This window comes from Acinetobacter sp. YH12100, assembly GCF_013419135.1.
Taxonomy (GTDB): domain Bacteria; phylum Pseudomonadota; class Gammaproteobacteria; order Pseudomonadales; family Moraxellaceae; genus Acinetobacter; species Acinetobacter pseudolwoffii.
The window spans coordinates 1-13,877 of sequence record NZ_VPAQ01000008.1 but is presented as its reverse complement, the minus strand read 5'-3'; the positions used below and the strand labels follow the sequence as shown (position 1 = coordinate 13,877).

Below are 13,877 nucleotides of genomic sequence, written 5' to 3'. Positions count from 1 at the left end.
GTCAACCTATAATCTGAATGGTACTGGCGCCAGCACCGACTGGCTTGACCTGAATCTGTACTGGAATCCGTTCATGCATTTCCTGCACATGCGAGATTAAGACCACTTTACGACCCTGACTTTGTAAATGATCCAGTGCATTCATCACCATATGTAATGAGGCTGGATCTAAAGTACCAAAGCCTTCATCAATAAATAGCGATTCCAGTTTCATCGAACCGGAAGCCATATTGGCAATCGCCAGTGCCAAGGCCAGAGAAACCAGAAAGGTTTCTCCGCCAGATAAAGACAAGACCGGACGTACTTCGCTGTTCATGTCCAGATCAATAATCGCCAGACTCAGGCTGTCTGGAATACGGTGCAACTGATAGCGCGGTGCCAGCGGTTGCAGTTGTTGGTTGGCGTATTCCACCAAGATATCCAGATGATGTTCCTGAGCAATTTTCTGGAACTTGGTACCTTCCTTATGTCCGATTAAATCGTAGATACGGCCCCAGCGATATTCTTCGGCTTTGACCTGTTCAATCTGTTGCTGATATTTGGCATAGGTATTTTGATTATTGGCATTCATACGCAGTTTGGTATCAATCTCATTGAAGCTGTTTTGTTGCTCGGTTTTTTCCTGTGCCAAACTATTTAAATGTGCTTCCACTTCCTCAAAAGCAAGTTCAGGCTGTTGCTGGAGATGCTTCTGGTATTGATCTTCCAGCGTTTGCCAGGCAATTTTGGCATTTTCCAGTGCTTGATGTTGTGCCTGTAATTGCTGCCGGATTTGCTGATGTTCACTCAGACCAATGGTCAGACATTGTTGGATCAGTTCCGCATTAAAATGTCGATGCAGATTTTGCCATGTACGGATGGCCTGATCAGATTGTGCCTGCTGTTGAGTTAGCTGTTGCATTTGGGTCAGCAAAGCCTGTTGTTTAAGTAAAGCCTGATGCAAAGCTTGCTCATGCTGTTCATATACCTGGCGTTGTGCTTGAAGCTGGTTATCAAGCGCTTTTAACTGGGTATCCAGTTGCTGTCGCCATTCTGCTGCCAGCTTATAGGTCTGACCGGCATGTTGTTCGGTCAGCTGATTGAGTTGCTGACGTAAGTCTTTGCCTTGTTCAAGCAAATAATGGGTCTCGGCCTGTATTTGCGTATGCCGCTGCTCATGCATCTGTAGTTGCTGTTGAGCCTGATTCAGTTGCTGCTTGAAACCTTGTAGCTCCTGTTCCGCAGTTTTGACTTGATTGACAAGATGTAATCGCTGCTGCAAATGTTGTTGCAGCTGGGTACAGGCAGCAGGCGCATTCTTGTGCCAAGCGAGCTGCTGTGCTTCGGGCAGTACTGTAAGAACTGGCTCAATCAGTTGATCCAGTTGCAGCATTTTTTGCAGACTCAGTTGCAAGCTGTCGAGTTGCTGTTGCTGTTGTCGCCAGTTTTGCCAAGTCTGTTGCAGGATTTTGAACTGTTCGTTTGCCTGAGTGTGTTGCTGTTGCCACTGGCCAAGCTGTGTTTGCAGGGGATGGAGCAACTGGGCTGAATGATCAGGATTGGCTGGCTCAAGTCCTAACTCTTTTAAGTTTTGTTGTAATGTCTGGTGTTGTTCATTCAGTATCCGCTCAATGTGGACTAAACGCTGTTGTTTTTGCTCAACGAGCATCTTGGTTTTGGACTGTTGAATCTGGGTTGCTTTTAAATCATCTTTAAGCTGATTCAGTTGTTGTTGTGCCTGTTGCAACTGTTGATCTTGCAGCTGGTTTAGTGCTGTGTCTAATAATGCTTGATGTTGGACAAACGGATGCTGTTGGCTGCCACAGACCATACAGGCTTCATCAGGTTTGAGCTGCGCGCGCAGTTCCTGCACGCTTTGGGTTTGCAGCAGGCGCTGTTGCTGCAGCATATTTTGTAGTTGTTCAAATTCCTGTTCGGTGTTGCTGACTATTTGCTGCAGTTGAATTTCCGTATGTTCAAGCTGGGTTAATTCTGTCTGTGCATGCGCTACGTCTTGTTTGAGTTGCTGTTGTTCGGCTTCCTGTTCCGCTAGACGTGCCACGTGCTGGATCAAGCCTTCCAGTTTAAGCAGCCGGGTCGAGCTCTGTTGCTGTACGGTCTGATGCTGCTGAAGTTGTTGTTCCAATTGGGCTTGATTGCCAAATTGTTGCTGCAAACTTTCGATTTGTTGAGCCAGCTGCTGCCGGGAATGTTCCAGTTCAGTACGCGATTGAGAGAGTACTGCCGGCGCCTGTTGCTGCATCTGTTGATACAGCTTCTGATAGTCTTGCAGTCGTTGCAGTGTACTTTGTGGTTCCAGATCAAACACGGCAAGATCAGCCTGCTGTTCAAGTTGCGTCAGGCGTTGCTGTTGCTGCTCGGCAGCAGATGCGAGTTGCTGTTTCGATGATTCAATCTGTTGTTGCAAGGGTTGGATATACTGCTGTGCATAGTCCAATAAATCTGCTGATTTTTTCTTATAGTCATTGCCGACCAGATGCATCTCATGATCCAGTTTTAGACCTTGTTCCAGATGCGGCTGCATGGCATGCATATGTTGAACATGGGCCTGCTGTTGTTGCTGGATCTGAGCAAGTTGCGTAAATTCAGCATCACGTTGCTGTTGTACCTGTTGCAGCTGCTGTTCGAATGATTGTTGTTGTATCGTAAGCTGCTGTTGCTGCGTGAGCATTTGATTCTGCTGGATAAACTGTTCGCGAATGCCTTGAAACTCATCCAAATGAACCAGCAACTGCTTTTGTGCGGTCAGCTTCTGATCGGCATCCAGCTGTACATCGTAAATTTCTTTTTTGGCCTGAATTTCAGTATATAAAGCATGTTTCTGCCGATGCCATTTCAGGTCATTTTCTAGTAATTTTTCACTCTGGTTAAAATGCTCAAGTATCTGGTTGAAGGCAGTATGTTGCTGTTGCAGCTGAGTAATATCGTCTTCGGATAGTAATTCCAGATGACCGAGCCAGTTTTCCAGTTCATGGCGCTTTTGTCGAACCTGACTATGCTTTTCCGCTGCTTTTTTACTGACCTCACTGAAAATCTGTGAATTGGTCAGATATTCCAGCAAGTCTGCGCGTTCATGGTCTTTGGCCTTTAAAAATGCGCCAACTTCCGACTGCGCCAGCAGTACCGCGCGGGTAAACTGTTCAAAGCTCAGGCCCAGCAGTTTTTCAATTAAGGGAGTAACTTCAGATATTTTTTGCGTTAGCGTCGTATCATCATCGATGCACTTGATATAACGATCTACTTTTAGATTGCCATCGACTTTCTGACGTGCCCGGCGAATCTCCCAGCGTGCTGTATAGCGTTTGCTATCCAGTGCAATAAACTCCAGCTCGGCAAAACCATGCACGCAGCCACGGCGTAGAATATTCTTGGAGTCTTTAATCGAAACATCCTGACCGCCGGCATCTTTCAGGCTGCCAGTCGCACCTTTTAGACGTGGAATTTCGTTATAGAGCGCCAGACACATGGCATCGAGCAGGGTCGATTTTCCAGCCCCGGTTTTTCCAGTGATCGCAATCAGGCCGGCATGTGTTAAAGGACTGGATTCAAAATCAATATGATGGGTGCCAGTGAGGGAGGCCAGATTGTTGAGACTCAAACGTAAAATTTTCATGGCCGATCCTAGGCTTGTTGTTTCTGAGCAAGTTCGTGCTGGGCTTCAACCAGAAGTTGCTGAAAATCCTGTTGTACAGAATGATCATGTTCATAGCCCATTTTTTTCCAGATATTCAAAAACAGCGATTCCGGCGTCGGTGGTGCCAGATCAATTTTCGAATCTCCTTGCGTATGTTCGGCCTGTTGCTGATAAATCCGGCTGATGCGCAGCAAGCGGTAACGGTTGGCGGGTAAAGCCAGTTCAATTTGCTGGCGTAAATCGACTGGTGGCGGCGCATCGGTGGTGTATTCTATTTCCAGAAAATGTCGTGCCGACAGTTGTTCGATTTCTCCGGCAGGCAAGGCCTGAAGTTTAGCAATTAAATCTTCCAGCTTTTCCCGAATCCGGCACAGCTCGACGGTGCGTGGCACTTTTAAAACATCGTATTGAAAGCGCTGTTCCAAGCTTTGTTCAGGATCAATTCTGACCTCAACCACCTGATGTTGGTAATTAATTTCACTAAATGACAGCGGAATCGGTGAGCCACTATAACGGATATGCGGCTGACCAACTTTTTGTGGTTTATGCAGATGACCGAGTGCGACATAATCAATCACTTCATCAAACAGCGCCGTCGAGAGCGCTTCTTCATTACCGACAATAATTGGCCGTTCCGAGTCGGAAGTTTCGCCACCTTGCATATGTGCATGCGACATTAAAATCAGGGCTTGATGCGGCTGTTTACGGGCCTTGGCTTCGGCAATCAGTTGTTGATGCAGATAGCTAATCGCATTCTGGCTATTGCTGGTATGCTCATTCAGCCCGGTAATTTCGGCACTGCGTAAATAGGGCAGGGTCAGACACCAGGCGATGATATTTTTATCCTGATCATAAATCGGAATCAGCAAGCGATCCAGATTCAGGGTGTTTTCTGCGGTTCGGCCCACAATTCCCACAGCTTTGGCATTGAATTTAGACAGAAAAGGTTCAACCTGCTCAATCCGGTAACCGGAATCATGATTACCGGCAATCATCAAAGTCTGCATGTGCGGGGCCAGATCATGTGCATCGGCCAGAAACTGATACAGTTGCTTTTGCGCACTTGAGGCTGGATTGATCACATCAAAAATATCACCGGCAATCAACAAAGCATGCGGCTGTTTTGTTTTAATTTGATCGAGCAACCAAGTCAAAAACTGGGCATGTTCAAATTCACGGTCATGGTTATGGAAAAATTGCCCCAGATGCCAATCGGAAGTGTGAAGAAAATGAACTGCCATGTAGATGAACCCTGAAATGTCTGCCTTGCTACTATAGGAAAAAGCTGAGGGGAAAATCTACTTAAAAAAGATATTTCAGCGAATTGTTGCTGATGTCAGGCTGAATTTATTTTAATCAGTAGGTGAAATAGCAGGATGGTGGTGTCTAAATCACCCAGTCTTGAACAGTCATGCAATTCATCAGGCTGAAAAATCGGAATTTTAAAAAATAAAAACCGACGATTCGAGTGATGTGAAATCGTCGGTCAAATTTGTGTTACATGAAGATTTTGGCTGCTATTCAAAATTTCCCTGTACACTGGACTTATTGCTTTAGCTCTAAGGTCAGCAAAAATTCGTGGATGCCAGTCCAAATTTTTGTACCTTGTACCCTATATAACGTCACCTTCTGGCCGATGGTTGACAATAAAATGAAAAAAAACCTGTTTTTTTTTATACTAGCTTGCTGAATATCACCGAGTGATTCCTATGTTGCCTTTAACCCGTTATTTTATCTGGTTTTTTATTATCTGCTTTATTTTTACCTGCATTTGCGGGGTGCTGGCAGCACTGATGCCAACGGGGATGGGCGCCGTACTGACGGTTGTTCCTTATCTGGTTGCCATGATCTGGATCTTATTTAAGTTTTTAAAACAGCAAAAACGTGCCCCAACGCAGTCGGAACGTAAAAAATTCACTTTGGGTTTTAGCCTGATCTATTGGGGCTATAACCTGCTATTTCTGTTACTTGGTATTCTCATTGCCACGCGCTCTAATCCAAATGCCTGGCAGGACTTTTTGCTATATCTACAGCAGCCACAATTTATAAGTATTGTGCTGATCATGTTCTTGCTGATCGCGATTCCGTTGTATCTATTGACTTACTGGTTCTATGGCAAGCAGGCACAGCGTATGGCAGATCAAATGTTTGGCAATTCGCCGCAGGCCTGATAGGTAGGTGGCTTTATGACGATTGATCTTGATAAATTGATCGCATCAGGCAGGATACAAATTCACCACGACAAAGAGGGCATTGATTGAAAAACCCCAGAATAAGTTGCGTATAATTTAAATAGAAAAAATAACAGGGCTAAGAATGACTTATGGATAAACCTGTAGTGCTGGTGACCGGAGCGAGGGGTTTTATTGGCAGTCATCTGGTACGTTTTTTATTGGAACGTGATTATCGGGTGATTGGGCTGACCCGCCGCAAGAATCAATCTGAACCTCATCCAGATTTTCACTGGATTAACCAGCTGGATGAATTAAAACAGCCTCAGATTGATTATGTGATTAATCTGGCTGGCGAAAGCATCGGTCAGGGACGCTGGACAGCAGCGCGTAAAAAGAAATTGCTGGATAGCCGTTTAGACACCACCAAACAGTTATTTGACTATTTAGAAAAATACCAGATCAAACCGAAACGGATTATTTCAACCTCAGCCGTTGGTTATTATGGTATTGACCCGAGCGAGCGCTGGGAGCAGGTCTGTACGGAACAAAGCCCGCCACAAGATATTTTTATGTCTGAGCTCTGTGCGAAGTGGGAACAACTGGCTTTGTCCTATAGCAGTCAGGACACCAAAATTGTTCGCTTTGCTGTGGTCTTCGGCAAAGGTGGTGGAATTCTGCCGCAGATGTTATTGCCGATTAAGCTGAATCTGTTCGGGCGGATTGGTCATGGGCGTCAGCCAGTCACTTGGGTGCATTTAGAAGATGTATTGCGTGCGATTGAATTCTTGATGCTTGAAACGACGACCGGGCAGATTTTTAATGTGGTTGCTCCGGAAAAAGTCAGTCAGGCACAGTTTGCCCGGACTGCTGCACAGCTACTGAAACGCAAACCTTTACTGCCACTGCCAGCATGCAGCTTGAAAATGATGCTGGGAGAACAATCGCAACTGGTTTTAAACGGTCAGTATGTACAGCCTCAAGCTTTACAGGATGCGGGATTTCAGTTTGATTATCCAACCTTGAAAGAAGCGCTGCATAATATCCTAAAGCACTAAAGCACTAAAGCACTAAAGCACTAAAGCACTAAAGCACTAAAGCACTAAAGCACTAAAGCACTAAAGCACTAAAGTGCTTGGTTCCGATAGACGGGCCGGAGCATAGGGCTGTGGATCTACAATGGTCGGCGTTTGTTCAAGCATCAATTGAGCGAGTAATTTGCCTGAGGCTGGGGCCATGCATAAGCCATTGCGGAAATGGCCAAAATTGGCCCAGGCATTTTGTAATTCGGGGATTTTGCCAATATAGGGAATACCATCGGGTGAGCTGGGTCTTAATCCGGCCCATTGCTTGACCAGCGGAAAATCCGCCAGTTCCGGCACCATCTCCAGACAAGCCTGTAGAATATCTTGCCGGATTTCAGCAGAAGGCGAGGTGTCAAAACCGACCTGACGTATACTGGAACCACATACAACATGTCCGTCGCGCCGTGGAATCAGATACATGACCTTGTTCATGCACATGCTCGGTAGCCAGTTTTCTGGGGTTTTAAACAGCAGCATTTGTCCTTGCACCGGTTGTACCGGAATTTCACAGCCAAGCTGTTCTGACCAGCCTGCAGACCATGCGCCTGTGGCGATTACAAACTGATCTGCCTGAAAGTGTTGACCACTTTCACTGGACACACTCGTTACCCAGCCTTGCTGAATATTAAGCTGAGTGATTTTACAGTGCTCTTGCCAGGTGACATGCGGATGCTGTTTTAAATAGCTGATGACCGACTGTAATAGTCGCGGATTGCGGATATTGGCCAGTTCCGGAAAGTAAATCACCTGTTTGAACTTGCGCTGATCAATTCGGGGATTGATTTGTTGTAGCTGAGCCTGATCAAGCAATTCGGCCTGTTGCTGAGGGTCCTGATATTTTTCCGCATAGCGCAAGCCAAGCTCAAAATCATCTTCATCAAAAATCAGCATACCACTTTCATGAATCTGGAAATCGATACCGGTCACTGGCTGCAGTTTTTGATTCCAGTCCTGATAGAGCGGTTTGGCATGCCGGGCCAACGTATTGACTGCAGCGGGGTAGCGCCAGGGATACATCGGAGAAAGAATCCCGCCTCCGGCCCAGGACGCAGCCTTCCCGGCAACTTGCTGATCAAAAATCGTGACAGAACATCCCTGTTCAAGCAGTTCCAGCGCCGACATCAACCCAGTGATGCCAGCGCCGATAATGGCGATATGCATTGCGCCGAAATCCTTTTACTTCATGTCTTTCAGTTTAAGCGCAGCTTCTTCGGCAAAGTAAGTCCAGATGCCATCGGCACCGGCGCGGCGGCAGCTCATCAGTGATTCAATAATCACGCTGTCAGATAACCAGCCATTTTGAATGGCAGCGGCCAGCATCGCATATTCACCACTGACCTGATAGACAAAGGTTGGTACGCCAAAAGTGTCTTTGACTTCGCGGACGATATCAAGATAAGGCATGCCCGGTTTGACAATCACCATGTCTGCGCCTTCCTGAATATCCAGCGCAATTTCATGCAGTGCTTCGGCACGGTTACCGACATCCATCTGGTAATTGTATTTATTGCCGCCTTTTAAATTGCTGGCAGAACCGACTGCATCACGGAATGGACCATAGAAGCTGGATGCATATTTGGCTGAATAAGCCATGATTGAGGTATAAATATGCCCATTTTGTTCAAAGGCCTGACGAATTGCACCGATCCGGCCATCCATCATGTCACTTGGAGCAAATACGTCTGCGCCTGCTTCGGCATGGCTGAGACCCTGTTTAATCAGACATTCGACCGTTTCATCATTTAAGACATAACCGGTCTCATCAATAATGCCGTCCTGACCATGCGTGGTATATGGGTCGAGTGCACCATCAGTAATCAGCACCATTTCTGGCAGTTCTTTTTTTAATAAACGCAAAGTGCGTTGGACCAGACCATCTTCGCGCCAAGCCGCTTCGGCGGTCAGGCTTTTATCTTCTTGTGGTGTGACTGGAAACAGTGCCAGTTTATTGACGCCCAGTTCCAGCAGACGCTCTGATTTTTTTAACAGCAAGTCTGCTGACAGGCGCTGGATATTCGGCATACTGGGAATATCTTGGCTCTGGTTTTGTCCCGGCAGTACAAATACTGGATAAATCAGGTGATCTGCACTGAGATGCGTTTCACGTACCATAGAACGTAAATGCTCATTTTTACGAATACGACGCATGCGAGTTGCAGGAAACGCGGGACGATTGAACGTATAGGTCATAAAAATCTCAGCAATCAGTATTAAACTAGGCACCTATTGTAGCCCTAACTGAAATTTTTGGGCATAAATTAGCGGTTTTTTATTGCGGTGGATTTGAGCAGAGTGATGACTAAGACAGAGAAAAGCTGGACAGGTAATATACACTTGGGGGCAAAGGTGGATATTGATGTGGTCTTAAATCAGTTGGTACATGCTTTTAATAGCTCTCCTTTTTTTAAGCATAATGGTATGAGCATGCGGGTGGTGGAAGGCCAGATCGAAGCCTATGTCGAAATGCAGGATTTTATGATTGGTAATGTCGCGTTTCAAATTTTGCATGGCGGTCTTGCGGCCACGGTACTCGATAGTGTCGGTGGAATTGTAGCGATGGGGGAGTTATATAAAAAAGCCGAACCTGAAACCATTGCCGACACCATTAAAAAAGTCTCGCGTTTGGCGACAGTGGATATGCGGGTGGATTATCTGGCACCCGGGCGCGGTAAATATTTTATCGCGCGGGCAGAAACCTTACGTTTGGGGCGTAAGGGCTGCACCATGCGTATGACCATGGTCAATGATGAAGATAAGCCAATTGCTACAGCGATTGCATCTTATGCTTATTGAGGGTAAGAGATAGAAAATAAAAAGCACTGTTTAACAGTGCTTTTTTAGCTTTCGACCTTCAGATTGATACAGGTTATAGATCTGATTTGGCCCGATTTAAGGCCTTCTGCCATTTGGCTAAATGAGCTTCACGCTCATCATTTTGCATTTTTGGTTCAAAGGCACGTTCAAGTTGCCAAGACTGCGAAATTTCCTCCAGACTGGAAAATATTCCGGATTTTAATCCGGCCATGGCGGCTGCCCCCCAAGCGGTAGACTCCAGCATTTTCGGACGCAGCACCGGCACATTGAGAATATCTGCCTGAAACTGCATCAGCATGTCATTGCTACTGGCACCGCCATCGACCCGTAATTCTTTTAAAGGGTGGGCAATATCGGATTGCATTGCACTGAGGACATCCGATACCTGAAAAGCGATTGATTCTAAGGCTGCTCGGGCGATATGCGCTTGAGTCGTACCACGAGACATGCCACAGAGCAGGGCACGCGCTTCACTGTCCCAATGCGGCGCGCCAAGTCCGGTAAAGGCTGGAACCAAAACCACGCCGTCGGTATCCTCAACTTTACAGGCCAGTTTTTCCACATCACGGCTTTGTTGAATAATCCCCAGGCCATCACGTAGCCATTGCACTACCGCACCTGCCATAAATACGCTGCCTTCGAGCGCATAGGTGGTTTGACCCTGCGCTTGCCAGGCAAGGGTAGAAAGCAGTTTATTCTGACTGAGCTGGATGTCTTGACCGGTATTGAACAGCATAAAACAACCGGTGCCATAGGTATTTTTTGCGCTCCCCACGTCAAAACAGGATTGACCAAACAGTGCAGATTGCTGATCACCTAGAATACCGGTAATGGGGATATTGGCACCGAGTAAACCTGAAGCGGTGTCAGCGATATAATTATCCGAGGAAATGATTTTTGGTAAGACCGAAGCAGGAATATGAAACAGCTCCAGTAGTTCTTCGTCCCAAGTTTGTTGATGTAGATTCATCAGCATGGTACGGGAAGCATTGCTGGCTTCAATCACATGTTCTACGCCTTGAGTCAGGTTCCAGATCAGCCAGCTATCGATAGTACCAAAAGCGACATGACCCTGTTCAGCCAGTTCACGTACGCCTTCTACATGCTCCAGAAACCAGACCAATTTTCCTGCACTAAAATAAGGATCAATCCGTAGACCGGTTTTTTGCTGAATTTTACACATCCAGCCCTGTTCAATCAGCTGGTTACACCAGTCAGACGTTCGACGGTCTTGCCAGACGATGGCCGGCGCGAGCGGTTTACCATTTCTTCGATCCCAAACCACCGTGGTTTCGCGCTGATTGGTCAGGCCAATGGCTTTAATATCTTTGGCGAGAATACGCGCCGTAGCAAGCGCTTGCTGTACCACCGCAATCTGCGTGCTCCAGATTTCCTGAGCATCCTGTTCGACCCAACCTGAATGTGGCGTCTGAATATGGGTTTCACGTTGAGCCGTTGCCTGAATTTGTCCATGTTCATTAAAAATAATAGCCCGACTCGATGTGGTTCCTTGATCTAGGGCCAGTAAATAGCTCATAATTTTTCTGTTATTCGGCTTGAAAAGTAAAATATTAGCGCAATAATGTAATTAAGCGCATCAAGTTGTGTAAATGTTTAGAAAATGCATCGTAATTTTTGACATCTATGCTATGATTGCCTTGTACTTTGGGGGTGTTTCTGGCTTCGACGCTGGTGATGAAACTCATAGATGCATGCCGAGAGCGCATTTTCTCTCGTAAATCAAATTTGCATTTTTTAGTCGCAAACGACGAATCATACGCTCTAGCTGCCTAAGGGCAGCTTGTCCGCCTCTCCGAATACTTGTGGTTAGAGAGTCCGACTGAAGCGCACGCACACAAGTCCGTATAAAGCCAAGCCTCGGGGCTTTGTACTAAACTAAGAGGATCGCGATTTGTATCCTGTTCGTCGGGTCACAAAGAGTTAAAACAATAGACGATATCTAAGCATGTAGTATTCTCGAGCGTAATGCTGGCGGACGCGGGTTCAACTCCCGCCACCTCCACCAAAATTCTTTCCGAAGTAATCCATCGGAATCTAAAAAAGCCTTTAAACTCAATGTTTAAAGGCTTTTTTTTATGCCTGCTTGTCCGATATAGTCTGATCCCATTTGACCCCATATTTGCTCTTTGTGGGTAAATATTGGGAAAATTTACCCAGAAATTAATACATCAATTATGGGTAATCGACATGCCACTTACAGATACTGAATGCAGAAAAGCACAGCCGAAAGATAAACAGTATCGTCTTTCGGATTTACATGGTTTATCCCTCATCATTACCACCAAAGGTCAAAAATATTGGAATGTACGCGTCACTGTCCATGGTGAACGTAAGTCTGAATCGCTTGGCCCATATCCAGATTTAAGCTTAAAAAAGGCAAGGGAGCTTGCATATGAGCTTAAGTATCGATACTCACGTTCAGTATTGCATGAAGACTTAAAGCCCTATTTCAAAGAAGTTGCAGAAGATTGGTTTAATAATCAAAAAGAAACTTGGTCATCCAAACATATCAGTAATGTGCGAGCTTCATTGGATGAGCTTTATATTGCTCTTGCTAATAAGCGTATTAATCAGATTCAGGCTCCTGAGATTCTGCAAATCATTAAGAAGATTGAGGCAAGAGGCTCGCTTGAAATTGCAAAACGTACCTTATCTCGTTGCGGGATGGTCATGAAATACGCTATTGCCCATGGATACCGCTATGACAACCCGGCAGGTGATTTAGTTTATGCCCTCAAGAATAAACGGGTCAAAAACTTAGCTTCGCTTTCGGCTTCTGAAATGCCTGAATTTTTAAGAAAGGTAAGAGCATACCCAAGTGATGCTCAAACGCACCATGCCATTATTCTGATCATGCTGACAGGCGTTCGGGTTAGTGAGTTGCTGCAAGCACGCTGGGAAGAATTTGATCTGGAAGGACGTAAGTGGGATATCCCTGAAGAACGAATGAAGAACAGACTTCCGCATCGTGTACCGTTGACGGACATGATGATTGCTGTGCTTCAGGCATTAAGACTTACTCATAATCAGGAGCTGCTTTTTCCACATCGTTTAAATAACAAAGAACCGATGCGTAGCGAATCTATTTTAGCGGTAATCAAACGTTCAGGCTATGCAGGTCGGATGACCACACATGGTTTTAGGTCGCTATTCAGTACAGTCGTAAACGAATCGAATCTATTTAATCCAGATGCTATTGAGCGCCAGCTTGCCCATGTACCACAGAATAGAATTCGCTCGGCCTATAACCGAGCACAGTACTGGGATGAGAGAGTAAGGTTGATGGAGTGGTATGGAGAGCAAGTGAAAGGGTGGATGGCTCAGTAAAGAGCCTTGCCTTCATCATCACACATTTCAAGTAAATACGATTCATTAATCAATTCTTCAAGCATTTCACTCTCACTTTTGTTTTTAAAATTGGCAAGTTTTTTTAGCTCGGCCTTTGCTTTTTAGAGCCTATCTAGTATTAATTTTCATCTGAAGTTTGTCCAATTTTTAGTTTGCTAAATCCATTTTTTTTCATTAAAAAACCGCTGCTTCGGAAAGTCTTAGAATAAGCCAAATACAATTGTATTTGGCTTATTTTTTGGTTTGAATATTTAAAATAATTAATTAAAAATTTAGAAAATTTTATTGTTAGATGCAGTAAATTTCAAAAATTAGCTTCTGATTTGAAGTACTTCACTTTTAATTTTTGTATAAGAAAAAATATTTTGTAAATAAAAATATATAGTAAAATCTTAAGATAAATAAATAAAATAAATACCAAAAAAGAATTTAATATTAAAAACATTAAATTCTTTTAATTTTTTTATATAAAAATATATTTTTTATTAAAAAAATAAGGTATTAATAAACATTAATTTATCTATATTATACAAATATACGGTTTATAAATTTATTATTTAATACTTATCTTATTGAATTGGTGGTTATTTTGAGGGTTAAGCTAGATATTTTAGTTGATGAAATAAAAATGATTATGCGTGAGTTGCATCAAAATATGCATTTCTACGACACTAGGAGGGTAATACCCCCATTTTTAATTGAATTAATGGGTAGAAAATCTAAAGCCTTGTTATTGTTTAAAAATAGGTGGACAACCATTTACTGACATATGAGGTCGTTCATGATTATAAAAGTACTGCCAGT

At 44.6% G+C, this 13,877-nt stretch carries 9 protein-coding genes and 1 other RNA gene; 5 read left to right on the top strand and 5 right to left on the bottom strand.

From position 1 onward, the window contains the following. Window position 1: 1 nt before the first annotated feature. Both FTU40_RS07010 and FTU40_RS07005 read right to left on the bottom strand, forming a co-directional pair. Complete coding sequence (locus FTU40_RS07010; RefSeq protein ID WP_180040274.1) at window positions 2-3,613, bottom strand: AAA family ATPase; 3,612 nt, start codon at window positions 3,611-3,613, stop codon at window positions 2-4. 8 nt (window positions 3,614-3,621) lie between these two features. Next, window positions 3,622-4,875: an exonuclease SbcCD subunit D C-terminal domain-containing protein gene (locus FTU40_RS07005; RefSeq protein WP_180040272.1), complete on the bottom strand. Its 1,254-nt coding sequence runs from the start codon at window positions 4,873-4,875 to the stop codon at window positions 3,622-3,624. A gap of 468 nt (window positions 4,876-5,343) precedes the next feature. Between FTU40_RS07005 and FTU40_RS07000 the strand changes: the two genes are divergently transcribed. Continuing rightward, the gene (locus FTU40_RS07000; RefSeq protein WP_005096058.1) at window positions 5,344-5,805 is read left to right on the top strand and encodes an ABZJ_00895 family protein; all 462 of its coding nucleotides are present in this window, start codon (window positions 5,344-5,346) and stop codon (window positions 5,803-5,805) included. Between the two features lie 152 nt (window positions 5,806-5,957). After that, entirely contained in the window at window positions 5,958-6,863 is a 906-nt protein-coding gene (locus tag FTU40_RS06995; protein ID WP_100354873.1) for a TIGR01777 family oxidoreductase, read from the top strand. 60 nt (window positions 6,864-6,923) lie between these two features. On the opposite strand, the gene thiO is transcribed toward FTU40_RS06995, so the two are convergent. Continuing rightward, window positions 6,924-8,051 carry a glycine oxidase ThiO gene (gene thiO, locus FTU40_RS06990; RefSeq protein ID WP_180040270.1) on the bottom strand — a complete coding sequence of 376 codons (1,128 nt, stop codon included), beginning with the start codon at window positions 8,049-8,051 and terminating at the stop codon, window positions 6,924-6,926. Window positions 8,052-8,066: 15 nt separating this feature from the next. Beyond that, window positions 8,067-9,080: a porphobilinogen synthase gene (gene hemB, locus FTU40_RS06985; RefSeq protein ID WP_005172298.1), complete on the bottom strand. Its 1,014-nt coding sequence runs from the start codon at window positions 9,078-9,080 to the stop codon at window positions 8,067-8,069. Between the two features lie 105 nt (window positions 9,081-9,185). Between hemB and FTU40_RS06980 the strand changes: the two genes are divergently transcribed. Continuing rightward, window positions 9,186-9,683 (top strand): thioesterase family protein, encoded by a 498-nt coding sequence (locus FTU40_RS06980; protein ID WP_100328911.1) that lies wholly within the window; start codon window positions 9,186-9,188, stop codon window positions 9,681-9,683. Window positions 9,684-9,756: 73 nt separating this feature from the next. On the opposite strand, the gene glpK is transcribed toward FTU40_RS06980, so the two are convergent. Further along, entirely contained in the window at window positions 9,757-11,241 is a 1,485-nt protein-coding gene (gene glpK / locus FTU40_RS06975) for a glycerol kinase GlpK (protein WP_180040268.1), read from the bottom strand. Window positions 11,242-11,371: 130 nt separating this feature from the next. Here glpK and ssrA point away from each other — a divergent pair. Further along, window positions 11,372-11,730: a transfer-messenger RNA gene (ssrA, locus tag FTU40_RS06970) on the top strand. A gap of 182 nt (window positions 11,731-11,912) precedes the next feature. After that, entirely contained in the window at window positions 11,913-13,052 is a 1,140-nt protein-coding gene (locus FTU40_RS06965; protein ID WP_168406609.1) for a tyrosine-type recombinase/integrase, read from the top strand. Window positions 13,053-13,877 lie beyond the last annotated feature (825 nt).

What these genes read in the sequence shown, in the direction of transcription:
- thiO (WP_180040270.1), bottom strand. Translation starts at nt 8,051, where the DNA reads ATGCATATCGCCATTATCGGCGCTGGCATCACTGGGTTGATGTCGGCG.
- hemB (WP_005172298.1), bottom strand. Translation starts at nt 9,080, where the DNA reads ATGACCTATACGTTCAATCGTCCCGCGTTTCCTGCAACTCGCATGCGT.
- FTU40_RS06980 (WP_100328911.1), top strand. Translation starts at nt 9,186, where the DNA reads ATGACTAAGACAGAGAAAAGCTGGACAGGTAATATACACTTGGGGGCA.
- FTU40_RS07000 (WP_005096058.1), top strand. Translation starts at nt 5,344, where the DNA reads ATGTTGCCTTTAACCCGTTATTTTATCTGGTTTTTTATTATCTGCTTT.
- FTU40_RS06995 (WP_100354873.1), top strand. Translation starts at nt 5,958, where the DNA reads ATGGATAAACCTGTAGTGCTGGTGACCGGAGCGAGGGGTTTTATTGGC.
- glpK (WP_180040268.1), bottom strand. Translation starts at nt 11,241, where the DNA reads ATGAGCTATTTACTGGCCCTAGATCAAGGAACCACATCGAGTCGGGCT.
- FTU40_RS06965 (WP_168406609.1), top strand. Translation starts at nt 11,913, where the DNA reads ATGCCACTTACAGATACTGAATGCAGAAAAGCACAGCCGAAAGATAAA.
- FTU40_RS07005 (WP_180040272.1), bottom strand. Translation starts at nt 4,875, where the DNA reads ATGGCAGTTCATTTTCTTCACACTTCCGATTGGCATCTGGGGCAATTT.
- FTU40_RS07010 (WP_180040274.1), bottom strand. Translation starts at nt 3,613, where the DNA reads ATGAAAATTTTACGTTTGAGTCTCAACAATCTGGCCTCCCTCACTGGC.